Annotated in this window: 24 protein-coding genes; 1 reads left to right on the forward strand and 23 read right to left on the reverse strand. The window is 29.4% G+C overall.

What is annotated here, in order from left to right; all coding sequences use genetic code 11:
* The 13 genes from ACYU7A_RS02815 to ACYU7A_RS02875 form a co-directional block, all read right to left on the reverse strand.
* On the reverse strand, nucleotides 1-756 hold a 756-nt coding region (locus tag ACYU7A_RS02815), incomplete at its 3' end, for an FkbM family methyltransferase (RefSeq protein WP_460574093.1).
* A 165-nt stretch (nucleotides 757-921) separates the two neighbouring features.
* The gene (gene neuB / locus ACYU7A_RS02820) at nucleotides 922-1965 is read right to left on the reverse strand and encodes an N-acetylneuraminate synthase (RefSeq protein WP_460574094.1); all 1044 of its coding nucleotides are present in this window, start codon (nucleotides 1963-1965) and stop codon (nucleotides 922-924) included.
* Nucleotides 1965-2618: an acylneuraminate cytidylyltransferase family protein gene (locus tag ACYU7A_RS02825; protein ID WP_460574095.1), complete on the reverse strand. Its 654-nt coding sequence runs from the start codon at nucleotides 2616-2618 to the stop codon at nucleotides 1965-1967. Before ACYU7A_RS02825 ends, neuB begins: the two co-directional genes overlap by 1 nt.
* 1 nt (nucleotide 2619) lies before the next feature.
* Nucleotides 2620-3642 (reverse strand): glycosyltransferase family 2 protein, encoded by a 1023-nt coding sequence (locus ACYU7A_RS02830; RefSeq protein WP_460574096.1) that lies wholly within the window; start codon nucleotides 3640-3642, stop codon nucleotides 2620-2622.
* A gap of 2 nt (nucleotides 3643-3644) precedes the next feature.
* Nucleotides 3645-4487: a glycosyltransferase family 2 protein gene (locus ACYU7A_RS02835; protein WP_460574097.1), complete on the reverse strand. Its 843-nt coding sequence runs from the start codon at nucleotides 4485-4487 to the stop codon at nucleotides 3645-3647.
* A 4-nt stretch (nucleotides 4488-4491) separates the two neighbouring features.
* Entirely contained in the window at nucleotides 4492-5445 is a 954-nt protein-coding gene (locus ACYU7A_RS02840) for a glycosyltransferase family 2 protein (protein ID WP_460574098.1), read from the reverse strand.
* 3 nt (nucleotides 5446-5448) lie between these two features.
* The gene (locus tag ACYU7A_RS02845; RefSeq protein ID WP_460574099.1) at nucleotides 5449-6516 is read right to left on the reverse strand and encodes an acyltransferase family protein; all 1068 of its coding nucleotides are present in this window, start codon (nucleotides 6514-6516) and stop codon (nucleotides 5449-5451) included.
* Nucleotides 6517-6526: 10 nt separating this feature from the next.
* A complete protein-coding gene (locus ACYU7A_RS02850) occupies nucleotides 6527-7297 on the reverse strand; it encodes a class I SAM-dependent methyltransferase (RefSeq protein ID WP_460574100.1) in 771 nt (256 codons plus the stop codon).
* A 29-nt stretch (nucleotides 7298-7326) separates the two neighbouring features.
* Complete coding sequence (locus ACYU7A_RS02855; RefSeq protein ID WP_460574101.1) at nucleotides 7327-8457, reverse strand: glycosyltransferase; 1131 nt, start codon at nucleotides 8455-8457, stop codon at nucleotides 7327-7329.
* A gap of 3 nt (nucleotides 8458-8460) precedes the next feature.
* Complete coding sequence (locus ACYU7A_RS02860; RefSeq protein ID WP_460574102.1) at nucleotides 8461-9402, reverse strand: glycosyltransferase family 2 protein; 942 nt, start codon at nucleotides 9400-9402, stop codon at nucleotides 8461-8463.
* 1 nt (nucleotide 9403) lies between these two features.
* The gene (locus ACYU7A_RS02865) at nucleotides 9404-10291 is read right to left on the reverse strand and encodes an FkbM family methyltransferase (RefSeq protein ID WP_460574103.1); all 888 of its coding nucleotides are present in this window, start codon (nucleotides 10289-10291) and stop codon (nucleotides 9404-9406) included.
* A gap of 2 nt (nucleotides 10292-10293) precedes the next feature.
* Complete coding sequence (locus ACYU7A_RS02870; protein ID WP_460574104.1) at nucleotides 10294-11556, reverse strand: ABC transporter ATP-binding protein; 1263 nt, start codon at nucleotides 11554-11556, stop codon at nucleotides 10294-10296.
* The gene (locus tag ACYU7A_RS02875) at nucleotides 11556-12425 is read right to left on the reverse strand and encodes an ABC transporter permease (protein WP_460574105.1); all 870 of its coding nucleotides are present in this window, start codon (nucleotides 12423-12425) and stop codon (nucleotides 11556-11558) included. The genes ACYU7A_RS02870 and ACYU7A_RS02875 overlap by 1 nt, the downstream gene beginning before the upstream one ends.
* Nucleotides 12426-12570: 145 nt before the next feature.
* Between ACYU7A_RS02875 and ACYU7A_RS02880 the strand changes: the two genes are divergently transcribed.
* Nucleotides 12571-13308: a tyrosine-protein phosphatase gene (locus tag ACYU7A_RS02880; protein WP_460574106.1), complete on the forward strand. Its 738-nt coding sequence runs from the start codon at nucleotides 12571-12573 to the stop codon at nucleotides 13306-13308.
* Nucleotides 13309-13314: 6 nt separating this feature from the next.
* Here the strand turns inward: ACYU7A_RS02880 and ACYU7A_RS02885 are convergent, their stop codons facing one another.
* From ACYU7A_RS02885 to ACYU7A_RS02930, 10 genes are all read right to left on the reverse strand, one after another.
* Nucleotides 13315-15711: a GumC family protein gene (locus tag ACYU7A_RS02885; RefSeq protein WP_460574107.1), complete on the reverse strand. Its 2397-nt coding sequence runs from the start codon at nucleotides 15709-15711 to the stop codon at nucleotides 13315-13317.
* Nucleotides 15712-15716: 5 nt separating this feature from the next.
* Complete coding sequence (locus ACYU7A_RS02890; protein ID WP_460574108.1) at nucleotides 15717-16424, reverse strand: polysaccharide biosynthesis/export family protein; 708 nt, start codon at nucleotides 16422-16424, stop codon at nucleotides 15717-15719.
* Between the two features lie 57 nt (nucleotides 16425-16481).
* Entirely contained in the window at nucleotides 16482-18479 is a 1998-nt protein-coding gene (locus ACYU7A_RS02895) for a polysaccharide biosynthesis protein (protein WP_460574109.1), read from the reverse strand.
* A 56-nt stretch (nucleotides 18480-18535) separates the two neighbouring features.
* Complete coding sequence (locus tag ACYU7A_RS02900) at nucleotides 18536-19669, reverse strand: DegT/DnrJ/EryC1/StrS family aminotransferase (RefSeq protein ID WP_460574110.1); 1134 nt, start codon at nucleotides 19667-19669, stop codon at nucleotides 18536-18538.
* On the reverse strand, nucleotides 19662-20312 hold the full coding sequence (locus ACYU7A_RS02905) for an acetyltransferase (protein ID WP_460574111.1): 651 nt from the start codon (nucleotides 20310-20312) through the stop codon (nucleotides 19662-19664). The genes ACYU7A_RS02900 and ACYU7A_RS02905 overlap by 8 nt, the downstream gene beginning before the upstream one ends.
* 18 nt (nucleotides 20313-20330) lie before the next feature.
* A complete protein-coding gene (locus ACYU7A_RS02910) occupies nucleotides 20331-20933 on the reverse strand; it encodes a sugar transferase (RefSeq protein ID WP_460574112.1) in 603 nt (200 codons plus the stop codon).
* A gap of 236 nt (nucleotides 20934-21169) precedes the next feature.
* Complete coding sequence (locus ACYU7A_RS02915) at nucleotides 21170-22228, reverse strand: acyltransferase family protein (RefSeq protein ID WP_460574113.1); 1059 nt, start codon at nucleotides 22226-22228, stop codon at nucleotides 21170-21172.
* Between the two features lie 26 nt (nucleotides 22229-22254).
* A complete protein-coding gene (locus ACYU7A_RS02920) occupies nucleotides 22255-23409 on the reverse strand; it encodes a glycosyltransferase family 4 protein (protein ID WP_460574114.1) in 1155 nt (384 codons plus the stop codon).
* A 5-nt stretch (nucleotides 23410-23414) separates the two neighbouring features.
* Nucleotides 23415-24287: a glycosyltransferase family 2 protein gene (locus tag ACYU7A_RS02925; RefSeq protein ID WP_460574115.1), complete on the reverse strand. Its 873-nt coding sequence runs from the start codon at nucleotides 24285-24287 to the stop codon at nucleotides 23415-23417.
* Nucleotides 24284-25399, reverse strand: coding sequence for a glycosyltransferase family 1 protein (locus ACYU7A_RS02930; RefSeq protein WP_460574116.1), 1116 nt, complete (start codon nucleotides 25397-25399; stop codon nucleotides 24284-24286). The genes ACYU7A_RS02925 and ACYU7A_RS02930 overlap by 4 nt, the downstream gene beginning before the upstream one ends.
* Between the last annotated feature and the right edge of the window lie 2 nt (nucleotides 25400-25401).

Here is a 25401-nt window from a genome sequence, read left to right on the forward strand (position 1 = left end):
TTTATATGGATAATTTAATTTTTTAAAAAACTCTTCTACTTTAATGTATGTTGGTTCACCATTAACAAAATGATAAGTTGCAATTGCAAAATTTGGTTTTAAGGTTTGTATTGTTTCGATAGTTCCATTTAATGCCTCAATTTCTGCACCTTCAATATCCATTTTAACAAAGTCTAATTTTTTTATATTGTTTTCTTTTGCCCAACTGTCTATTGTTACAGCTTGTTTTTTTACAACTGCATTATTACCTGAAAACCATACTGCCGAAGAACCTACTGTACCTGCTTCTTCAAAATCAATTTCTTCATTTTTATCCCAAAGTAATAAATCATATATTTTAATATTATCATTTAAATCAACGTTTAATTTAATATTTTGATTAAATAATTCATTATTAAACTTATCAGGTTCAAAACAATGAATCATACCATTCTTTTCAACTTTTTTTGAAAAATAAATTGATAGATGACCAACATTTGCACCAGCATCAATAACAATATCACCAGACTTTGTTTTATAAAAATGTTGGTAGTATGCAAAATCTGGAACTATTGGATATAACCCTTCATTAGTATAAATTGAAACACCATCAAAAGTTGTTTTAAAAATTGTTTTATCTTCTTTTTTTTCTATCGAAAAATTCGTTTTATTTGGTTTTGAAAAATTATAATAAAATAATTTTATCTTTTCTTTCGCATGTCCTTTTGGCATTAATTTGCTTAATGTTTTCTTTATTGTTTTTTTTAGTTTCATCATTAGTCTTGATTTTTGTTATTTTCATTATTTAAACAATAAATCTCCATTTTTTTGATGATTGACAACTATACATAATCATTTTTTAAGAAATCACGAAATAATACTGCGCTATTTACATTTCCAAAATCGGCAAGTGTTACGGGTAAGGAAAGTAATTTTTTTAAATTATTCAAAATCAGTAAAATCTAATTGTTCATCATTTTGAATAGCTCTTGTGGCTTTTTTTCCTAATAAATCATTGAAATTTTCGGCTAATATCTTACCTGTTCCTGGTCGTTTAACCCAAATATTTTCTTTGGTAAAAACTTCACCTTTTTGAATATCTGCAATAGCGCAAACTGTTGCAAAAGCAAAGTCGATTGTAACTTGTTCTTCTTTAGCTGGTTCTTTAGTTCCGCCACGCATTTGCCATATTTCATTTGAAGAAATTATTAGCTCGGCGCAAGCCTTCTCGTCCATACTACATACAATATCTGGTCCAGTTCGTTGCATGTGATCTGTAAAATGTCGTTCTAAAATACTAGCTCCCAAAGCAACAGCTCCTATACAAGCATTATTATTTAATGTATGATCACTCAATCCGAAAACTTTATCTGGAAATGCTTCATGAAGTTGCGTCATAGCACCAAAACGAACCAAATGTATTGGTGTAGGATATAAATTTGTAGTATGTAATAAAGCAACAGGTATTTTATGTTTATCAAAAATGGCAACCGCTTTTCTAACACTTTCAATAGTATTCATTCCAGTACTTAAAATTACAGGTTTGCCAAAAGTACAAATGTGCTCTAGCAAAGGATAATTATTACATTCTCCAGAACCTATCTTGTATGCAGGAATATCAAACTTTCTTAATCTTTCTGCAGCAGCTCTTGAGAATGGTGTCGAAATGAAAATCATTCCTTTACTTTCAACATACTTTTTGAGTTCTAGTTCGTCGCTTTCATTTAGTGAACAACGATCCATTATTTCATAAATAGAAACATCGGCATTTCCGGGAATAACTTTTTTGGCAGCACCACTCATCTCATCAACTACGATATGGGTTTGATGTTTAACAACTTCAACTCCTGCTCTATGCGCCGCATCGACCATTTCTTTGGCTGTTTGTAACGAACCTTCGTGATTAATACCAATTTCTGCGATTACTAAAGGCGGAAAATCAGGTCCTACTTTTCTACCAGCTATTTCTATATAATTCGTGTTCATTATTTTTTATTTATTAAATAATCTGCATATTCAAAATCATCTTGTGTATCAATATCTACAGAAGCAAATGGATGATTTACTACAAAAGGAAAGGCTTCATTAGATATAATTTTATGCTCCATAATCAAGTTGGCTTTGCTAATGTACAACAAGCCATTTTCATAAAAAAGTGGTTCTAGGTCTTGACTTCTTTGACCAATTTCATAATTGAATGGAATAAACTTACTATTGGTTATTTTTCCTAATTTATGACTATTTCTACTAACTGTAAATAAACTATCCAATTCTTGTTTTTCAAAAAAAGTAAAAGCTTCTTCCAATAGATTTTCAGGTCTTAATGGATTAGTAGCTTGTAATAAAATTACGTTCTCTACTTTTTCATGATGTTCTAAAACGTGTTTTAAAGCGGTCACTGTTGGTTCAAAATCTCCAGATAAATTATCGGGACGAATGATAACTTTTGCGCCATAATTTAAAGCTACTTCTTGAATTTGCAAACTATCTGTAGAGACGATTACCTCATCTATAAAACTATGTTTTTGTGCATACAAAATACTATGAGCTAACAACGGAATTCCACTCAACATCATTATATTTTTGTTAGGTAATCTTTTAGAACCGCCTCTTGCTGGTATTATAGCTATTGTCTTCATATTAATAGTCTTTAGCTTCACTTTTTGACAATCCTTTGTACTGAAGAAATAATCTCCAAATTTCTTTTTTAAATAAAATTTTACCTAAAAAATTAACTTTTAACCAATATAAAAATTTATTGGATTTACTAGAAAAAATTGTTGGAGCTTTAACTTCATCATGAGTTTCATTTTGAATGGAATCAAAAGTAGCTTGCATCCAGTCTTCTTTGGTATTTCCTAAGTGATATGTAAAATTATTAATTGTAGATAATCGCCACAAATTATTTTCTTGAACCGGTTTATCTAAAAAAGCAATTTCACTATCACCTCCCAAACTATAATTTGAATATTTATTTTTTATACTATTAAAAATTTCACCTCGATAAGTGGCAACGAAATGTCCTGCACCAATAACTGCTTTTGTATTATTTTGAGAAGTTACTGTTACATACTTTTTTAAATGAACTTTTTTGAAAAAAGTTAAATTTCCAATGCTTTCAGCAAATGATTGCATTGCAATTGGATTTTCTACTGCAGAAAATTGAACTTTTTTTGAAAATAGTGTATCAATAAAAATGGATGACGTAAAATGTTTCACCATTTTGGAATTTGGTGTTGTACTCACGGCACCAGCTTTTGGAAACGCATTAAAAACATCATACGTTTCTGATTGCCATCTGTTTAAAAATAAAACGTCGGCATCTGAAATTGTTACTAATGGAAAATCATGACCTACAATTCCTTTTAAAACTGCATTCAACTTTCCTATAGCTGTGGTATGAATAATTTCATGGATTTTATTTTCGCTAAATAATTTATCAAGATAATCTCGAACTTCAACACAACATCCATTAGCAACTATTGTAAAATAGGTTTTTGAGTGTGAAGTGAGAATTAAGGAGTTCAAACAATACTTTAGTAATTCTAAACTATCTTTAAAATAAGATTCTTGATTGGGAATATAAACAGGAATTATTACCTGATGAAAAAAGTCATTGGTTTTTCTTTTTTGGTCTTTATGTGGATTAAAACCTATTCGCATGTTTATTTTATGGCATTTGCCAATCGATAACTTTTAAAAGTACATTTAAGTTTGCTTATACTTCCAGTTTTTAAAAAATAATTCAATCCATTTATCAAGGCAATGTAATATTCTTGTTTTAACACTTGATTGGTGAAATGTTTTTTATAAAAATAGAAATATAATTTTTGCTTTTCTAATTCAATATTTAATGTTTTGCCTTTATCTCTTTGACCTCCTGAAGGTGCGCCGAGATGTTCGACTAAAATATCAGGTTGGTAATAAATCATTGCTCCAGCTTGAAGTAGACGCATTCCATAATCCCAATCGTCTCCCCAAATTGTAAATTTTTCATCAAAGAGAAATCCAGCGTCTTTAAATACTATAGATTTTACTATATTCAAACCAGAACACACTTGCAATCTAAATCGCGGTTTTGAAAAATTTTTAGGTTTTGCAATGGTATCTAAAACCGAATGGTATCTAAATTCCTTATCCATTCCTTCAAATTGGATTCCGGGAATTAAAACATCAATAATATTGGGTTTTAAATTTTCAATTATTTTTTGAAAAGCTATTGGAGAAATCCTCAAATCGTCATCTAAAAAAAACAACCATTCTTCCTCTTTATAATATTTCAAAGCTAAATTTCTAGAATGATTCACCGAATTAGCTCTATCACTTTCAACAAACTCAAAAGAATAATTTAACTGAAGTTTTTCTACATCACTTTTTATAGAAACACTGCTTTGGTCTATTATTATAACTTGTGAAATATAGTCTTTAAAATCATTAAGGTCCAATAATAAATCCGACAAATAAGTCAGTCGGTCTCTAGTTGGAATCACTAAAAAGAAATTTTTCATGGGGCTACTTTTTTAAAAAAAATACTTTTTGCACCAAACCAAGCAGATGTAATTTCTCTAAAACTGAAATTATAAAAACTTTGAAAAGTCGGAATTGAAATTTGAAACAATCAACAAGCCCAATTCTATTGCAATAATAAGAAGAAATAACCAAATAATTGTTGAATGATGGGATATTAAAATAGGCCATTTCCAGTTTTTTAAGAATAATTTTCTTTTGAATTTTTGAAAAACTAGTGGCATATTCTTTGAATAAAACACCACAAAATTGAAAAGTGGCTTCGTTCTTAACTTTCATAAATTGTTCATCACCAGTTAAACTAATTTCAGATACTCTTACCGATACAAATGAAGAATTTATGGAATAAATATTATTAGATTCAGAAAAATCTATAACTGCCATATCATCGGAATGCCATGCTAATGGAAAATTTCGAAATCTTTTTTCGACAACCATAGCTCTTTTAAAAATGTGTTCACTCAAAGAACTTCGGGTTTGTTTAGAAAATTTTCTACACAAAAATTCGATAGCCGTTTCTGTTTTTGGATGATTGTAAGTATCTGAAATTAATTTTCCTGAACCATCAATAATCTTAGTTGAAAAACGCACAACATTAGACTTATACGATTCAATTTCAGGTAAATTCTTATAAAAATCTGCAACTAAATTATGTGAAAGAATATCATCATCGCCTAGAATCATAATCCAATCTTCATTGGCTAAATCAATACATCTATGCCATTGATTTACCAAAGACATTCTACCTTCATTGGTATCAAATTTAACATATTGATATTCAAATTTTCCATTAAATTTTTCTAATAAATAGGTAGGATTCTCAGGGCTAGCGTCATCACCTAAATATACTTTAAATCGTTTATCTGTTTGATTAGAAAGTGAATTCAGTGTTTCTTCAAAAAAGGATAATTTATAATAGGGAATTATAATCGCTAGCATCATTTACTTTTTTTGAGGTTTTAGAAAAAGTCCACTAACCAATTCTAAAGGATTAATTTTTTTAAAACTCAACGCTTTTTTTTCAATCAAATGCCATGATGCAAAAGCAAAAACCACTGTAATTGGAATTGAAAGTAATGTTAAAATTGTTGGAGAAAACTTATAATAATGCATTAACGTTTGTTGCACAGGAAATCCATAAATATAAATTCCATAAGAAATATCGCCTATTTTTTCATTTATACTACTTATAAATTTAGTGGATTGCAGTCCAAAACCAATGACTAAAATAGGTAAAAATACAAACCTAATAAGAGAGAAATCATCTATAAATAATTCATTTAAAGCTAAAATTATAAATGACACCAGTAGTAATAGCTTAATTGATTTTAATTTTTCAAAATGAATAGAAGCAAAGAATGAGCCAGCTAAAAAATAGATTCCTAAATCGGATAATAAACCACTTGATAATTGATAGAATGTGAATTCATAATTGGCTTTAAAAAAGAAAAAAAATATTCCGAAAGCAACTAATAGCAAAACTAAAAGCAATCGCAAAATTTTTAGATTTGACCTAAATAGTATCAATGCTGACAATAATAAATACATTGAAAACTCATAGCATATAGTCCATAAAGAACCGTTAATTGCGCTACCATAAATATTGTTTTCAAACACTCCAGGAATGGTATATTGCAATCGATAAAGCGACATGTTTTTATAAACGTACGAGTAAATAGAAGGATTACTTAAATAACTTACATTTGAATCGTATACTAGCGGTGCTAAAATAACGGTTAATAATAAAACAACCAATAAAGCAGGAAAAAGTCTTAAAAATCGTTTCCAATAATAGTCAACTAATCCTTTACTTCGTAATAAACTTTGGAAAATCAAGTAACCACTAATGATAAAAAAACCTCTTACGCCCAAATAGGAAAACAACATTTTACTATTTGTGATTTCGCAAAGCCAATCACATTCTATATTTCCTGACAAAGGATAAGAGTGCGTAATGATTACGAAAGTTGCAAAAAGCAAACGTAAAAAATCGAAGTTGTTTTTACCCATAAATTACAATTTAGTAAGCTTTTGATTGCTCTAAAATTGATTTAAAAAAATCGAAAGATACTAGGTTCAAACTGTCTTTTCTATTTTGATCAAGAACATTATATTCAAAAAATGGATTTTTGACAGAAGTTGGAGAACCAATATTTATTTTATTTGAAATAATCCCAATTCCCCAATCGGTATCAATGCAACAGCTGTACACTTTATCGGATTGTCTGAATTTATAAAAGGCTTTCCATGTGGTTCCGTTCCAATAATCCATTGCAGGCGAAAGTCTAAAATAATAATTTTCTCGAGCATGAATTTCAGTTGGCGGATTGCAATCGTGAAGAATTATAAAACCATTTGGCTCAAGAAATTGCAATGCATTTTGAATATCACGTTCTACTTGTTCAGCAAGATGCAATCCATCAATAAAAACCACATCAAACTTTTTATCTTTATCTAAAATTTCACCTTGTTTTAGTGCTTCAAAAAAGGCGTCACTAGTTAACTGAAAATCTACAGGATTGGTTTTGAATTCAACTCCAGGGTCAACACTATATTTGTTTTTGGCTATGATTTTATTAAAATTATCTTCCGGATTTCTCACACCTATTTCAAGATAATTTAAATCTTCATTGTCTAAAAATTGAACTATATGATTGATAATATCGGTTCTAGAAGGTTTTTTTTCTATTTCTTGACGGCTTTTTTCTTTGGCATCAACCAAAACTGGATCATTTAATAAGCGTTCACCCCAATAATATCGATTCTTTATTTTCTTGTATAAATGCCTCATTGTGCTACTATTTTGAAATTCAATCTCTCCTAAAAAGAAGAATACAATTCTTTAACTTTCATTTTATTAAATTCGAAACTTAATCTTTCTTCTGCTAAAATAGTATTTTTATCATTAGCGTTTTGAAGTAATTCAAAATCATTTAAAGCCTTTAGAATTAAATTAGCAATTGCTGTGATATCATTAGGATTTTCAATTAAAAATCCGTTTTCATTATTCGAAATAATTTCAGCAGAAACACCACCAGGATTAGACTGAATTGGAAAAGCTCCCATTACGATAGCTTCCAAAAGCGTATTGGACATGCCGTCTGAAATACTGTTCCCTATAGCTATGATTGATTTTCCCATCAGTTCTAAAACTTGTTGGTGACTTAAAGCGTTTCTATCAAAAACTTCAAAAGGTAATTTTTTCTCATTAACATAATTAAGAACCTTATTGTGAGCTCCATAAATTACTACTTTATAATTTTCTATTGTAGATAAAATACTTTCAAGAGCATTTACTACTGGCATAGCTCTTCCAAATAAATGTTGGTAACCTTTTACTAGAATAATTTTCCTTTCGGAAATAGGAAGTTTTAAATCACTCAATTCTTCTAGGTTAAAGCCAGTTCCACCAGGAATTACGCCCAAATGTTTTCCAATAAAACCTAATTTTACTGCTAAATGATAATCTCTATTGCAATCGGTGTGAATAAAATTTACTCTTTTTAGAACGTTTTTTATTTTACCAATATGACTATCATCGTTTTGATAATAGAATAAATCACTTCCCCAACAAGAATAAATCCATTTTATTGAAGGATATTTATTCATTGTTTTTAAAATTGGATAGCTACAACTTTGCATTTCAAAACTATGAATAACATCAGGTTTAATCTGCAAAATAATTTTTTCAAGAGCTTGATTAGCCGTAACCTCAACCCATGAATTCCATTTATCATAAACATTTGGAAAGTTTTTGTTAAAAAAATGCTCTCCTTTTAGATATGGTAATTTTCTGTTTTTCCAATTGGTAAATTGTTGTACCGAATCTATAGTTTGCAGTTTACCTTTTCCTAAAACATCAAACCAAAACAATTCGTGTTCAGAATCTTTTAAATTCTCAACCCAACGAATTACGTGAACTGAAGGCATTGATATGAATAGGATTTTCATTACTTAAAGATATTTGAAACCAACATTAAAAAGTCTAAAAAGTAAGTAGGCGAAAATTGTTTTTGGAATTTCTAAAAAATTGTTGGATCGGTATTGACTCATTAATAAATGTTTGAGATAATATGTTTTATGCTTCTTCTTATGAAACAAAACTTCTCGAAGAATAAATTTAGATCGGTCTTTAGAATATACTTGGAATGATGAATAATTGGCTAACTTATTTTCTTTTATAAGTAATAAATGTTTGTCCCTAGCTAACAACTCAGACTTTAACTCTTTGTGATTCAGCTTCAAAATCTCACTTGTAAGAGAATCATGGTGAATTCTATATTGAACTACAAGAGTGTCATCAAATAGTATCTTTGGGCTTTTATATAACATTCTAAGATTAAAATCCCAATCGTCTAGATTTGAAATTTTTTCGTCAAATAAAACTGCTTGTTTCTCTAAAAATGACTTTTTCCACAATGGTCCTGAAACATAGAACGCGATTTTACCGATAAAGTAATCATAAATCAAATCATCTGATTGAATTGCATTAATTTTAATCCTATTTTTTGTTTCAAAATCAATAAATTCCAATTTAGAAACTACAACATCTGTAACACCATTTGAAAACAAATTATATTGATTTTCTAGAGCTTTTGGAAGCAAAATATCATCGCTATCGAGCCATTTTATATAAACACCATTAGAATTTGAATAGCCATAATTTCTACAAGAATTGGCTCCTTTTTTTAAATTTTCAGGTCTTGATAAATAAACAAAACGAGCGTCTTTTTTAGAATAAGTTTCAATAAATTTCTTTGTTTCATCTGTAGAACCATCGTCAACAATTAAACATTCCCAATTTTGAAAAGTTTGTTGCAGAATACTATCGAGTGTTTCACCTATAAGATGAGCCCGGTTAAAAGTGGGAATTATTATGGAAACTTTAGCATTCAATTTAAACTTTTTTTATTGCATAAATGATGCCTGAAATAGAACCTAAATTTCTTGAAATAACATTAAAATTGTTTGCTAGTAAGATTTTCTCTATGGAAGTGGCACCTTTATCATGCCATTCTATGACTAGATAATCAATAAAATTAAATATTTTTTGTTCGCTTAATCTTTCAATAATTTCATATTCTGCTCCCTCACAATCGATTTTGAAAAAAATCTTTTTGTCGGTATGCTTTTCAATCAAACTAGGAATAATCGTTTGGACATCTTTTATTGGGATATCGATCTCTACTGCCCGATTAAGATTTATACTCGGACTTAATTCTAATCGGATACCACAATTTCCTTTGGCTTGATGATCAAAAAAAACTTTTTCAACTCTAGTACTTCCACCCAAACCAAAATTAAAGGCTTCGATTTTATTTGAAAATTCTGGATTTAAATCAAAATTATATTTTGCTTGGTTGTATGTTATTAGTGCTGGTTCGAAAGAATATACTTTATGAACATTTTCCATTTTAGAGAAAAACAAAGAGCTTGTACCAATATTCATTCCGATATCGAAAACGACAAAATTATCATTTGATAAAAAATTATAGTCTTTTTCTACAAATACTTCACTTAGTATGTAGAACTCTTCTGGAGATTCGATAAAAAACTTTAGATTATTGAATTGTACAATAACACCATTTTTTTCTGATTCTAATTTCAACTCTGGATAGAACTCTTTTAGTTCTTTAATCCATTTCATAGAGCGAAAAACAATATTATTTACATCAGAAAGAATTCCGAACTCTTTAACTTGATTGCTAATTTCAAGCTTTCTCTTATCATCATTAGTTATAGTATAACCAAGTCTTTTTAAAGCTTTATATACTGTTTTCTTCATTCTTAATATTTTAAATTAAAATCAAAAAGCAATTTGCTTTGATTAGAAGGTACAACCTTACCATTGTTAAAGAAATCTCCTTCTTCAACGTCAAATACGAAAGCATTATCTATCCAATCTACGCATTCGTCATCAACCGTCATATATATTGTTCCATAATATCGACCTGCATTAAAATGATTTCTTGGAAATTGTATTTCTATAGCATCAAAATTTTGTTGATATTCAATATTTTTCAAAATGGAACTTATCCAACACAATCTTTGACCAAAATCATCATCAATTCTCATATCAAATCTAATTCTACTTTGCTTAATTTTATGAGGATTTTTCAAATTTATTTTAATGGTCATTGAAGAACCTGAAAAAGGGTTAGTTGCTTCATGGTTTCCGAAAATTATTGCATTTTTAAATTGAATCAATCCACTTCCTTTTCTATCTGCAACTTGTTCGAAATTGTTTTCTGAAGATGTATTATTCATATATCTAGAAACAACATTATCAATAGAACCACTAGTTACAATTTGACCGTTTTCTAAAACTATTCCTGTATTACACAAACTTTTTACAGCTGCCATGTTGTGGCTAACAAATAAAACAGTTCTACCTTCACCTTTAGAAATATCGCCCATTTTACCCAGACATTTCTTCTGAAATTCGGCATCTCCAACAGCTAAAACTTCATCAACAATTAGGATTTCACTTTCTAAATGGGCAGCTACAGCAAAAGCCAATCGAACATACATTCCAGAAGAATAACGTTTAACTGGTGTATCTACATATCTATCAACTCCTGAAAAATCGATAATTTCGTCTAATTTTTTGGTGATTTCTTTTTTGCGCATACCAAGAATTGCACCATTTAAATAAATGTTTTCTCTACCTGAAAGTTCGGGATGAAAACCTGTTCCTACCTCAAGCAAACTAGCAATTCTACCTTTTACTTTAATTTGTCCTGTTGTAGGACTTGTAACTCTAGAAAGTAGTTTTAATAATGTGCTTTTTCCGGCTCCATTTTTTCCTATTATTCCAACAGCATCACCTTGATTTACTTCAAAGTTGATGTCTTTTAAAGACCAAACAATATTACTAGTCCCTTTTACACTTCTATCATTGGTTTCACCAATTTTAAGAAACGGGTCTTCTTTACCTAAAATTTTTGTTTGCCAAAAACGATCTATATCTTTAGAAAGTGTTCTTGAGCCAATCTGTCCAATTTGGTAGGCTTTAGATAAATCATCAACTTTTATTATTGTTTCAGCCATTATATTGTATCAACGAAATTTTTCTCTGTTTTATTAAAAATTATAATTCCAAAGAATAATATGATTAATGTAACCACAATTGAATATCCTATACTTCCCAAAGTAAACTCACCTTTTCCTAAAAATGCATATCGAAAAGCTTCAATTATACCTGTCATAGGATTTAGTTCAACTAAGGTACTGTAACCTTTTTCTCTAGCATAACTTAGTGGATAAATTACAGTTGTGGCGTACATTAACAACTGAACACCAAAAGTGACTAAAAATGTTAAATCTCTATATTTTGTAGTCATTGCAGTAATTATCAATCCCAATCCTAATCCAAGAAGAGCCATTAAAAGCACTAAAAGAGGAAAGAGAAAAATTCCAGAAGTCACTTCAAAGCTTGTACCTGGTATTGGGAAAAAGTAAAAATAAATCATCATGCATACCATAAGTAGTAATTGTACTCCAAAGCGAACTAAATTACTTACAACAATACTTATCGGCATTATCAATCTTGGAAAATATACTTTTCCAAAAATATTAGCATTGTCCCTAAATACAGTACTGGTTTTGGTTAAACAATCAGAAAAATAATTCCATGAGGTGATTCCAGTTAAGTAAAATAGAAATTTCGGCAAACCATCAGTACTAATTCCTGCTAAGTTCCCAAAAACAAAGGAAAATACAATTGTTGTAAATATTGGTTGAATAAAAAACCATAATGGTCCCAAAATAGTTTGTTTATAAAAGCTTACAAAATCTCTTCTTACAAACATAGCTAGTAAGTCTCTGTACCTCCACAAATCACTAAAATTCAAATCGAAAAGTGAAGAATGCCCTTTAATAATTAAATCCCAATTTTGTGATTCCTGATTATCTTTCATTTAGTTCTTTAGAAAATTTTTATAGAAATTGGTAAATTTAACCTCTGTATAAAAAAAAACAAATATAGTAATTTAACATAATTATATAGAGCAATTCTGTTGTTTTAATTAATATTTGTTACTTTGTAAAAAAATATCTTAAACTTTGTTTTTCTTCAATAAAAAATCAACCTACCTCAAAGATATAATCCTTAATGATTATACTGATATTCATTCGCATTTGTTGCCTTCAATAGATGATGGATCAAAAGATATTGAAGACACCTTGACATTGATAAACGAATTAAAAAAGTTAGGATTCTGTAATTTCATTACAACTCCTCATGTAATGGAACACGTTTGGGAAAATTCTAAAACTAAAATTGAAGATACTCTTACAACGACATTAAGTCACCTAAAAGACAATACTATAGACAATCCGTTTAAAGCTGCAGCAGAATATATGCTTGACGATAAGTTTAGAAAGTTATTTCAAGAAGAAAAATTATTGACACTTAAAGAAAATTTTGTCTTAGTAGAAATGTCATACATTAACGCACCATTACAGTTGTACAACATTATATTTGATTTGCAAGTAGCTGGCTACAAACCGGTTTTAGCTCATCCGGAACGATACAATTTTTACCACAAAAACCTCCAAGAATATAAAAAGTTGAAACATGCAGGTTGTTTGTTTCAAATCAATCTTCTATCATCAGTAGGATATTACGGCCCAATGGTAGCCAAAACAGCCGACTATTTATTAAAAAATAACATGATTGATTTTGTAGGATCTGATGTTCATCACATGAAACATGTAGAATCATTTCATAAAAAAATTGTTTTGAAAAACCTTGATCCTTTAAAGGAAGCTTTTCAAAACAATGTTTTATTTAAACCTTGATAAAGTTTATTTCTTTTTAGCGAATAATGCTTTTATTTTTTGAATAAACGTTAATTCTTTTTCATCAACTCCATAGCCGTAACCATAACCGTAACCATAACCATAACCGTAACCATAACCGTAACCATAACCGTAAGTTTTCTTAACTTCTGTATCGTTTAGAATTATAGACATATTTGGCAACTTATTCTCTTTATATAATGTTTCAGCAAACTTAAGCATTCGCTTGTCTAGATAATTTGCACGCATTACATAAATAAAAGCATCCGCATTTTTGGCAATTAATAAAGTATCTGTAACAACACTGACAGGAGCAGTATCAACTACTATATAATCATATTGTTTTTTAAGTTCATCAAATAAAAGCGTTAATTTATCATTCATCAATAACTCTACAGGATTTGGCGGAATAACACCTGAAGGTAATGCATAAAAATTATCAATATCTTTTACTTTAACAATATAATCCTTAATGTCTTCGTTTGGTTTTGTTAAATAATTTGTAATTCCTTTTACTGGTAGTTCAATATATTGATCTAATTTAGGATTTCTAATATCTAAACCTATTATTAAGACTTTTTTTCCTGATAAGGCAATTGTAGTTGCTAAATTAATGGCACAAAATGTTTTTCCTTCTTTAGGTAATGATGATGTTACAAATATAGTTTTACAAGCATTTTCAGGAACATGCGCGAGCATAAACTCTAAATTGGTTCTAATCATTCTAATCGCTTCTGCAGAACTAGATCTACTATTAGATTGAATAATTTCTTCATTAGTCTCTGATTTTGGCAAGTCACCTAAGAAAGGAATAGAAACTTTGCCTTCAATATCTTGACGATATTTTATTTTAGTATCAAAGAAATTAATTAGAAATAACACTCCAAAAGGAATCAATAATCCTAAAATGAAAGCTCCAAGATAGAACATCGATTTCTTGAGTGAAATTGGTCCTGTTAGATAAGCATTGTCAATAACTTTAGCTTTAGCAGAAGTAACCGCTAATGATATTTCTGTTTCTTCTCGTTTTTGTAAAAGGTATAAATACAAAGATTGCTTGATATTTTGCTGTCTTGCAATTTCATTATAATTTCGTTCATTGGTAGGAACCTGATAAACTTTTCCATTATAAAGATAACGTTGTCTTAATAAATCTCTTTTTTGTATAGCTATATCATTCTTTTTACTTAATAGACTTTGAACGATATTGTCTCTCAACTCCGAAATCTTCAAATCAATATTTTTAACTTTTGGATTGGATTCAGTGGCACTTTTGGATAACCTTCTCTTTTCTAAAACAAGTGCGTTGTATTCTGTAATATAATTAGAAGAAGTTTCTGATGCTGATACTACATTTGTAGGGAACAATTCGTCTTTTTTTGTTTTTCTAATTTCATCTAATAGAAAATCTCTTACTTTTAAATCTGTTTCAATAGCCAGAATTGATTTATTGTAATCAACTGCACCACCAATACTCAATCCAGCATCCGACTCTAAACTAACTAATCCTTTGTCTTTTTTAAACTGTTCGGCTTGTCCTTCTACACCACCTAATTCTTTCGTAATGATGTCTAATCGGTTGTTGATAAATTCTTTGGTAAACTCTGCAACTTGATTTCTATCCCTAACAGCATCTTCATTATATTGTTCTACTAATGCATTTAAAAAATCAACACTTCTTTGAGGAATTTGATCTGTTATACCTAAATTAATAACATTGGTTTTCTCAACTGAAAATACCGATAACTTACTTCTAAACCCATTGGCCCTTCCTTCTAAGGTAGATTTAACAACGATAATATCTACAATACTCTCAGGCATTGGATAAGTATTTAATTTAACTATAAAACTACCCAATGTTGAAGGCACTTTTTGACCAAAACTATAGCGCTTCGCATTCTTCTTTTCAACATCCATTACTTCAAATTGTTTATTTGAAATAACTCTAATAACGAAGCTTAACGAATTCTCATTATAATCCTCTTTTTTGTCAGTGAAAATAACTTTTATTGGTGAATCAGTATAAAGTTCTTTAAAAACAACTCTTCCTTCGCTAAAATAAGAGATATCTAAATCCATTTTTTTAACAACATCCTGAGATAATTGTCTAGATTTTAAAATAAAAATCTCATTGTCAACATTATTCTTTCCTGAGAAAATATTCAAATCACTAAAAGCAGAGAACTCACTAGTACCACCTTTTTTTTCGTCTTTTATCAAAATGGAAGAAGCAGCACCATATTCTACAACATAATATCTTAAATATACAAAAGTGATAGTTAGAAGAACTAAAACACTTAATACAAACCACTTCCAATACTGAAGATAATTAAAGATTTGTTCCTTTATATTAACTTCATTTTGTGCTTCTGAATTCGATTCTTGAGACAATAAATTTTGCATAATTATTATTTAGTTACTAATAAAGTAACAGTTAACAATAAACTAAAAATTGAGGCATATAAAGGTAAACTTGGCAATGCTGTAGTATCAATTTTGGCTTTCCTTTGTTCTACATAGACTAAATCATTTTGATCCATGTAATAAAATGGTGAATTCACAAAATCAGCTTTGGTGATGTCAACTCTATTGAAGGTTTTTAATCCTTGAATATCTCTTACAATCAATATATTATATCTTTTTGCAAATACAGATAAATCCCCTGAAGCACCTATGGCATCAAATAAAGTAACTCTATGATTATTAAACGACTTTATTCCCGGCTGACTTACGTCTCCTAAAACAGTTACTTTAAAATTTAATATTTTTATATTTACAACAGGATCAATAAGATGAGTTGCCAATTTTTGCTTTAGCATACTTTTTAACTCTTTTATAGAATAACCAGAAACTTGGATGTTACCAATAACCGGAAAATCAATTTTACCTTCATTATCAACCAAATAATTAGGCAAATTAAAAGGTGCCGCAGCCTCAACCTCTTGAGTAGTAACTACAATAGACAACAAATCATCATTTTGAATTATTGGATCATAATTAGTAGATATATTGCTAAAATCTTGTGAACCCTGAAGATAAACAAACTTTTTTTTAGAGACACAAGAAGAAAAAAGAAACAGAAAAATTATTGATATATAAAAGAAATAGTTTTTCATTCGAAAAAAATATAATTAATTGGTGACAAATATATTAAAAACCATTCAATTTACATTCTATTTGGTGTAAACATAAGAGTCTTTAACTTCTATATCTAAAGTTTGGAATACAGAATTCAAACTTTTATACTCTGGAACTATATTTTTCATTTTTGCAGCTATCATGTCTGCGTTGCCACCATAAGAAATACTTATCAACTCTTCTACTTGTTGACTAACAATTTCAAAATCATCGCATACCTCAACCGCAATAGTTATCTTTTCATGATGAGTAGTCAAATTTTGAGCAGAATCATTCAATAATTCTTCATAAAGTTTTTCACCTGGCCGCAATCCAACAATTTTTATTTTAATCTCCTTATCAGGTTGGTATCCTGCCAAACGAATCATTTTTTTTGCTAAATCAATAATTTTAACTGGTTTACCCATATCAAAAATAAAAATTTCGCCTCCATTACCCATTGAACATGCTTCCAATACAAGCTGACAAGCTTCTGGAATAGTCATAAAATAACGAATGATTTCAGGATGTGTTATGGTAATTGGACCTCCTTCTTGAATTTGTTTTGTAAATAATGGAACTACTGAACCATTTGAACCTAATACATTTCCGAATCTAGTGGTAATAAATTTCGTATAACGCTCTGAATTGTTTTTTAAATGTTTAAAATGTTTCGATTGAACATACATTTCAGCAATTCGCTTACTTGCTCCCATAATACTGCTTGGATTTACCGCTTTATCAGTAGAAATCATCACAAAACGCTCCACATGGTATTTATTAGACAAATCAGCAACATTCTTTGTTCCCAAAACATTAGTAAAAATAGCTTGTGAAGGATTCTCTTCCATCATTGGAACGTGTTTATAAGCAGCAGCATGATAAACTACATCGGGTTGATAAGTTATAAACAATCTCTCTAAAACTGCATAATCCCTAACATCTGCAATAACATTAACCACCTCAACTGACAAACCTAACCCTATAATTTCCAATGATAAAGAATGAAGTGGTGTTTCTGCTTGATCCAACAATATAATTTTCTTCGGATTAAAATGAAGTACTTGTCTTACAATTTCACTACCAATAGAACCTGCTGCTCCAGTAACCAAAATTGATTTTCCTTTAAGTTTAGAAGAAATGCTGTCGGTATTTAAAACGATTGGTTTTCGTTCTAATAAGTCTTGAATTTCAAAGTTCTTAATATTTTTGGAAATTTCTTTTTCATCATCCCAATCAGAAACTACAGGAAGGGTATATACTTTAAATCCATATTCTATACATTCATCTACTATTGTTGAACGTTCTTCTTTGGTAAGGCTTTTATCAGCAATAATTAAAGCTTCAACTTTTTTGGAACGCATCAAAACAGGAATACTTTTCTTTATTTGAAAAATAGGAAGATCTAGTATCCTTTTTGTCGAATTCTGATTATTTTTATCAATAAAACCAACCAGTTTAAACCTTCCAGGTGTCTCGGCTTTCAATGCAGAAGCTACTGCAGAGGCATTAGCATCTGAACCATAAATAATAGCTGCCATTCTTTTTTCTGAACTGGCTTCTTTGAATAGTAGTTCAAAAGTTTGCTTAACAATCATTCGAAAAACAAACAAAAAACTAAAAGATAAAACAGCATTAATAAAAGCACCAGTAGTTAAATACAATTTTGGCTTATCTAATATTAAAACAAAAAAGTTAAATAAAAGCAGCACTACAAATGTAGAAAACTGAGAAAAAAACAATTTTAATGCATCAATGTAGGAAGAGTGCCTAATAATTCCAGAATAAGTTCTGTAAATCCAAAAGAAAAAGATATTAACAAAAAGGTATAAAATGGCTCCTATAGCAAGATGCTCTTTGGGAATGTAATTTAATTTAAGCCCTTGAAAAAGAAAATAAGTAACAACACCTGATATTAAAACAATAAAAACATCAATCAATAGAATTACCCATCGAGGCAAATAACTCAAATTTTTAAAGCTAAATCCAAAATTGATATCAGAAAATGTTTTAAAAAAATCCGTAAAAAAATTTCTTTGGGTATTGTTTCTCAATGGATACTTCTTTTTAATAATGGTAAAAATAAGAAAAAAAAGTTCTTAAAAAAATCTTAAAAAATATTTATAACATTTTTTATTCTTTCTTTTTCATCATCCGTCAAATTAGAGCCTGAAGGAAGACAAAGACCTGTATCAAACAAATTTTCGGAAATAGTTCCTCCATAATAGGGTGCATCCTTAAAAACAGGTTGTAAATGCATAGGCTTCCATAAAGGACGACTTTCAATGTTTTCAGTTTCTAACAAAAGTCTCAAGTCTTCTCTAGATTTACCTTCATTTAACGGAGAATTTATGGTAATAGCAGACAACCAATGATTAGAAAAATAATTTTCATTCGGCTCAGAAAAAACTGTAATTGCAGTATTTTCTTTAAAAATATTCTTATAAAAATCGTGCATTGCTCTTCGTTTAGCAACGTGATCATCTAAAATTTCCATTTGACCTCTACCTATTCCTGCGCTAATATTACTCATCCTATAATTATACCCAATTTCACTATGCTGATAATGTGGTGCATTGTCTCTTGCTTGAGTAGCTAAAAAAATAGCTTTATTTTTCAAGTCAATATTCTTTGTAACTATTGCTCCTCCTCCAGAGGTAGTAATTATCTTATTTCCATTGAAGGACAAGACACTAATATCGCCAAAAGTGCCACATTTTTGTCCATTATAAGTACTTCCTAAAGCCTCTGCACTGTCCTCAAGAATCGGAATTTCATATTTATTAGCTATACTACGCACCTCATCAATCTTATAAGGCATTCCATACAAATGTACAGCAATGATAGCTTTTGGTTTTTTGCCTTTAGAAATTCTATCCTTTATGGCAGTTTCCAAGGCGTTGGGACATAAATTCCAAGTATCAAGCTCACTATCAATAAAAATGGGTGTGGCGCCTTGATAAACTATCGGATTTGCTGAAGCTGAAAAAGTCATACTCTGACAAATAACCTCATCTCCTGCTTTTACGCCAAGTAAAATCAAACCTAAATGTAGTGCAGCAGTACCAGAACTTAGTGCACCAACAAAGGCATTATTTCCTATGTAATTTTCTAAATCTTGTTCAAAACCAGTTACATTAGGTCCTAATGGAGCAACCCAATTACTATCAAAAGCTTCATGTATATACTTTAGTTCTGTGCCACCCATGTGAGGTGAAGAAAGCCATATTTTGGATTTAGTCATGATTATGAAATTTTATAGGTTTAGCAGGTATTCCAACTGCTGTACAATAATCTGGTAAACTTTTTGAAACTACGGCTCCGGCACCAACAATGGTACCTGTTCCTATAGTTAGTTGATTTATAATTTTTGCTCCGGTACCCACATAAACTTTCTCTTGAATATGCACTTCTCCTGAAATATTAACTGAAGGCATAAAGGATGAAAAATCATCAATAATTGTGTCATGACCAATGGTACACATTAGATTTAATGTTACAAAACTTCCAATCACGATATTACAAGTGATTATGGTTCCGCCACAAATAATGCAACCTTTAGAAATTGTAACCTCATCTTCTGAAATTTGAACTGAAGGATGAATTAGCGTAGGAAAATTTATTTTATCACTAGATAATTTAGCTATAATCTTACTTTTAGTAGTAGGATCTCCAATGCCTAAAAGAACAGAAATTGGCTCAGAACTGGAGTTCAAATCATGAAGATTTCCTAAAACAGGAAAATTATTTATCATAGTACCTTTTTCAATGCCATCATCATAATATCCAATAAAATTATAGATTTTCTCAACCTTATTTACTGCATCAATTATGGTTTTTACTTCACGTCCAAAACCTCCTGCTCCAATAATTACAATATTTTGCATATCAGTTTATTTTATTATTCAACTCCCTTGAAAAGGCTCTATTGTTGCCGAATCAGCAGCATTTATTCCATCACTTTTTATTACTTTTTGAACAGTTTTAAATAAAATTTTCAGGTCTAATAAAAAGGAAATATGATCTACATACCAAACATCTAATTCAAATTTTTTGTCCCACGAAATGGCATTTCTTCCGTTAACTTGTGCCCATCCTGTAATTCCTGGCTTTACCTCGTGCCTTCTATTTTGAAAATCACTATACAAATGTAGGTAAGTAGTTAGTAATGGTCTAGGACCTACTATACTCATATCGCCAATAACAACATTTAATAATTGTGGGATTTCATCTAAGGATGTTTTTCTAACAAAACTTCCTACTTTGGTCAACCGCTCTGAATCTGGAAGTAAATTACCTTCGGCATCTTTCCTATCATTCATTGTTTTAAACTTGATGATTTTGAAAATTTTTCCTCCCTTTCCTGGACGCAACTGAAAGAAAAACGGCTTACCATCGTTTGCGAAAAATAGAAATACTGTAACTAAAAGAAAAATTGGAAACAAAAATATCAATCCAATCAAAGCAGAGATGATATCAAAAAAAGGCTTAAAAAGTTCTTTATACATTGTTTTCTAATCTTTTGTATTCTTGAAGTAAGTTATTCCAAACAAGTTCTTGTTGAAACCGCGAAACTATGTTAACTCTTGATTTTGATTTCAATTTTTGAAACAAATCTTTGTCATGATATAGTAATTGCATCGCATCAAAAATAGCAATTTTATTCTTTAAATAATTTTATTCTTTTATGAAGCTATATTATGTTTACTTAAAAAATACCAAGTTTACATAAAATCTAATTAATCTATAACTTAAATAATTTTTTTAATTTTACCCCGATTGGATATTCTAAATACTTATAACTTAAGACCCCAAAAATCGAAAAAAGAAACATTAATAATATTGGTAATATCCAATTAAGACTTCCAAAAAAAATTGAAAATTTGTTTATTATTAGAATACCTATATTTTCGTGTATTAAATAAATTGAATAGGAAGAAACGCCCACTTTCTTTATATGATTATTAGATAATAATTTTAAAATTTTTGGATAATACAAAAAACTCAAAAAAATAACCATGCAAAAGATAACAAACAACTTAATGTAAATATCAACTGATAAAATAATTTGTATTAAAAATAAAAAAAGCAGAAAAATTAATTTTCTTTTGTCTTTATTATCGAAATATATTTGGTTGATAACTATACCAATTAAAAACCATGATATGTATCTAGGCAATTCAAAAAAACCTAATGATACAATACTTATCCATAAGAACTTTCCGGTAAACAAAATTTTATTTGTTGTTAAAAAATAAAATAAAAATAAAATAAAACAGATTACAACTATATTTTTAAAAAACTTCTTAGGCGAATAAAAGTATACCGTTGCCGCTAAAAAATAAAACTGAAGCTCAACAAATAATGACCAATATACGTTGTCAATATATTGCAGATTTAGACCAAATATTTTATTAACTAAATAGGGATTGATAAAAGTATTAGAAAATAATAGATTTAAAATACTTTTTGATTGTGCTAAAATATTATTATTGTCAAACAAATTAAATAGTACAAAAGTTATAGTTGAACAAACAATCATACCTGGAATTAACCTCAGAAATCTCTTTTTGATAAATTCTAACATTGAATTACATTTAGTCAAAGTCAGTGTTATTACAAATCCTGATATGATAAAAAACAATTCAACTCCCAAATATCCATAGTGAAAAACTTTTGGAAATTTAATAGAATATGAAATAAGATTAGTAAAACAAGTGTAAAAATGATACATCATCACCATCATTATAGCAACCACTCTTAAACCATCTAAACTTTCAATTCGCTGTTTATTTTGTTCCATTTTATTGTATTATAAACTTAATACTCTCAAATAAAATCTTTTTCAAAATTTTTATATTCATCTAACAATGAATTCCAAACTTTAGTTTGATTATATCGAGAAATAATTAAATTTCGAGCATTAGATTTACAATGATTTCGTAATTCATGATTGTAAATCATTTTGTTTAGTGCATCAAACATAGCTGTTTTATCATTCACTGGTATAATAATCCCAGTTTCATTTGAAATAATTATCTCATTACTACCACAAATGTCAGTTACAATACAAGGTAAATTCATGGCTCCTGCTTGCAAAACAACATTAGGAAAACCTTCCCTATGACTTGGAAAAACAAAAACATTTGAAAATGCTAAATAAGGCCTTACATCCTCCTGAAAACCTACACTAATAATCGATTTATTTGATGATATCAAATTTAATGTTTCAAGATTTAAAGGATCTAATTCGTTTTCGAAAGGACCAACCAAAAGTAATTTACAATTTGAATTTTGTTTACACAAATCAGTAAAAGCAGCAACCAACTCATTGATTCCTTTATCAGACACTAGTCTTCCAACGAAAACAAAAACAAAGTCTGTAGAACTAATATGTAATTGTTGTTTTAAGTTTTCTTGTTCAACTTGAGATACTTTATTGGGATTAAAAAAATCTAAATCAATTCCATTTACGTTTCCATTAGCTATTACTTTCAAAGGTTTTTTTGTAACCTTGAAAGCTAATAAATCTTTTTTAACTCCTTCTCCTTCAGGAATTATATGGGTTGCAAAACGACATAAAACTTTATCTAAAAACAACAATAAATGATGCAAAAACCCTTTTTTATAAGGAAAAACCAATCCTGTAAAAGTATGAACTCTAATAGGAACACCTGCAAAATATCCAGCTATCATTGTGAGTAAACCAGCTTTTGGAGTTATAGAATGAACTATTAGTGGTTTTTCTTTTCTTAAAACTTTATACAATTTTAATAATGAAATAAAATCTTTGAAAGGCGAAATTTGTCTTTGAAAAGATACTGGAATCGTTCGAACACCTTCTCTATTAGCAACATTATCCAAATGCTCATCTTGTCCAGAAACAGCGACAACTTCATAATACTCTTTCAAAAAAGCCAATTGACCTTTAAGCAAGATATCTAATGAAATAGAAACGGTGGCTGTTCTTATTATTTTTTTCAAAACAATTACTTTCTGGTTTTAAATCGAATTAATAAATATAAAGCTATTCCGAATGGAACTGCCAATAAAGTTAATAATTTTTCTGGTGAGTCTTTTAAAAAGTTACTACGTTTTAAAATAATACAACTCGATATGTAATGAATCGCTTCTATGAATTTTCTTTTTGTAGATTTTGAAAAGCGCATTGTGGTTATCCTATTATATATAAATCCCTTAGGATATTTCATATATTGATAGAACATGGTATTACTCGAACCTGTTGGCTGATAATCAACTATGACTAAAACTTCATTAAGAGTTGCCATTTCATAGTCTTTATCAACAAAAAGATATTTTGTTCCCAATCCTACATAACGTTCACCTTCAAAAATTGGATATTCAGGATAACTAGTAATAACATCTGTTCTGTAAACTAATTTTTTATCACCTGTTCCACCACTTAAATAAAAATCCTCCAAAGTAGTATAATCGGTAGTAAATTTGGATCCCAAAATTGCACCTGATTCTAAAGCATCTAAACCAATAATTCCAGCATATTTCTTTTGGTCGATAGTTTCCCATTTTGATAAAATCAAGGCAACTCCATTCAAAGGCATGTAATCGTCAGAATCTATACAAGTATTCAAAGTAGCTTTTATATTCCTGTAAGCTGTATTATGGGCACCATGCATTCCTTGATTTTCTTGATAAATATAGGTGATTGGAATTTTATTTTCAGCAATCCAACTTGCCACTAGTGCTTTTGTATTATCAGAGGAACCATCATCAACAACCAACCAATCAAAATCTTGACAAGTTTGATTACACAAACTTTCATAAAGTCTGGGTAATAAATGAGCTCTATTAAAGGCAGGTGTAAAAATGGTTAATGTCTTCATGAATGTTGTTGCAATAGTTCTAAATATTTTTCTTGTAGAAGGATAACATTTTTATTAATATCATATCCTTTATCAATGACTACTTGAGAAACATCTTTTTTTATAAAATCATTTTGAGAATGAATAGTTTGCGCCCATACTAATGCTGATTCCTTAAGAGAAATAACTTTTACATTGTCATTTACAATTATTGCTTCTTTTGGAACACCATCAGAAATATAACATTTTACGCCACTAGCTTGAGCTTCAACCAAAGAAACTGGCAATCCTTCAAACAATGATGGAAATAAGAACGCATCCATTGCTTGAAGCAATTCGTTTACATCACTTCTTAATCCGAGAAAAATTACATTTTTTTCAAGTTGTAAACCTGCAACTTTTTTTTGCATAGATTCCATTAACTCACCATTGCCAACCAAAAAAAGTTTTCTATTTAAATTCAATTTCACCAATTCAGCGAAAACTTCAATAAGAAACTCATGATTTTTTTGTTCGTTAAAGCGACCTACATGAATAAAATTTTGCATTGTGGTTGCTTCTAATTGTTTTCTTATCTGAAGACTTTTACTTTCATCATAAGCAAACATTTTAGTATCAACAGCATTAGTCATTGTAAAGGCTTTACTAGCATTTTTTTTACCAAAAAGCCATACAGCGGCATCATAGCCACAAGTAAAATAGGTGTTTATGTAGCGCATCATTCGCTTTTTATAATAATATCTAAAAGGCGATTTCAGATTCCAACCATCTGTAGCATTGTGACCGTGAGCTATAATAACTGGCGTACCTCTTTTTTGTGCTTCTTGATAAATATAAATACCTAATTCTGAACAATTTCCATGAATTATTGGGTAAGTATGTTGGTCAAAAAATAGTGCAATCTGTTTTTTATAGTCTTTAATCTTTAGTGGGTTAAAAGGAGGTAATCTGTATATTTTTCCTCCCAATGCAATAATCTCATCTTCATAAGCACCTGGCTCTTCACGATGAACAATAAAGTCAAACTGAAATTTAGTTCTATCCAACTTTCGGTAGTAGTTCATCACGTTGGTTTCTGCACCACCGCGATTGAGTATGGTAAAAAGCTGTAAGATTCTAATTGGATATTCCATTT

It is taken from the genome of Flavobacterium koreense, assembly GCF_054776075.1.

Excerpts from the sequence above, each read along its gene's own strand:
- neuB (WP_460574094.1), bottom strand. The coding sequence starts at position 1,965 with ATGAACACGAATTATATAGAAATAGCTGGTAGAAAAGTAGGACCTGAT.
- ACYU7A_RS02825 (WP_460574095.1), bottom strand. The coding sequence starts at position 2,618 with ATGAAGACAATAGCTATAATACCAGCAAGAGGCGGTTCTAAAAGATTA.
- ACYU7A_RS02830 (WP_460574096.1), bottom strand. The coding sequence starts at position 3,642 with ATGCGAATAGGTTTTAATCCACATAAAGACCAAAAAAGAAAAACCAAT.
- ACYU7A_RS02835 (WP_460574097.1), bottom strand. The coding sequence starts at position 4,487 with ATGAAAAATTTCTTTTTAGTGATTCCAACTAGAGACCGACTGACTTAT.
- ACYU7A_RS02840 (WP_460574098.1), bottom strand. The coding sequence starts at position 5,445 with ATGCTAGCGATTATAATTCCCTATTATAAATTATCCTTTTTTGAAGAA.
- ACYU7A_RS02845 (WP_460574099.1), bottom strand. The coding sequence starts at position 6,516 with ATGGGTAAAAACAACTTCGATTTTTTACGTTTGCTTTTTGCAACTTTC.
- ACYU7A_RS02850 (WP_460574100.1), bottom strand. The coding sequence starts at position 7,297 with ATGAGGCATTTATACAAGAAAATAAAGAATCGATATTATTGGGGTGAA.
- ACYU7A_RS02855 (WP_460574101.1), bottom strand. The coding sequence starts at position 8,457 with ATGAAAATCCTATTCATATCAATGCCTTCAGTTCACGTAATTCGTTGG.
- ACYU7A_RS02865 (WP_460574103.1), bottom strand. The coding sequence starts at position 10,291 with ATGAAGAAAACAGTATATAAAGCTTTAAAAAGACTTGGTTATACTATA.
- ACYU7A_RS02870 (WP_460574104.1), bottom strand. The coding sequence starts at position 11,556 with ATGGCTGAAACAATAATAAAAGTTGATGATTTATCTAAAGCCTACCAA.
- ACYU7A_RS02875 (WP_460574105.1), bottom strand. The coding sequence starts at position 12,425 with ATGAAAGATAATCAGGAATCACAAAATTGGGATTTAATTATTAAAGGG.
- ACYU7A_RS02885 (WP_460574107.1), bottom strand. The coding sequence starts at position 15,711 with ATGCAAAATTTATTGTCTCAAGAATCGAATTCAGAAGCACAAAATGAA.
- ACYU7A_RS02890 (WP_460574108.1), bottom strand. The coding sequence starts at position 16,424 with ATGAAAAACTATTTCTTTTATATATCAATAATTTTTCTGTTTCTTTTT.
- ACYU7A_RS02900 (WP_460574110.1), bottom strand. The coding sequence starts at position 19,669 with ATGACTAAATCCAAAATATGGCTTTCTTCACCTCACATGGGTGGCACA.
- ACYU7A_RS02905 (WP_460574111.1), bottom strand. The coding sequence starts at position 20,312 with ATGCAAAATATTGTAATTATTGGAGCAGGAGGTTTTGGACGTGAAGTA.
- ACYU7A_RS02910 (WP_460574112.1), bottom strand. The coding sequence starts at position 20,933 with ATGTATAAAGAACTTTTTAAGCCTTTTTTTGATATCATCTCTGCTTTG.
- ACYU7A_RS02915 (WP_460574113.1), bottom strand. The coding sequence starts at position 22,228 with ATGGAACAAAATAAACAGCGAATTGAAAGTTTAGATGGTTTAAGAGTG.
- ACYU7A_RS02925 (WP_460574115.1), bottom strand. The coding sequence starts at position 24,287 with ATGAAGACATTAACCATTTTTACACCTGCCTTTAATAGAGCTCATTTA.
- ACYU7A_RS02930 (WP_460574116.1), bottom strand. The coding sequence starts at position 25,399 with ATGGAATATCCAATTAGAATCTTACAGCTTTTTACCATACTCAATCGC.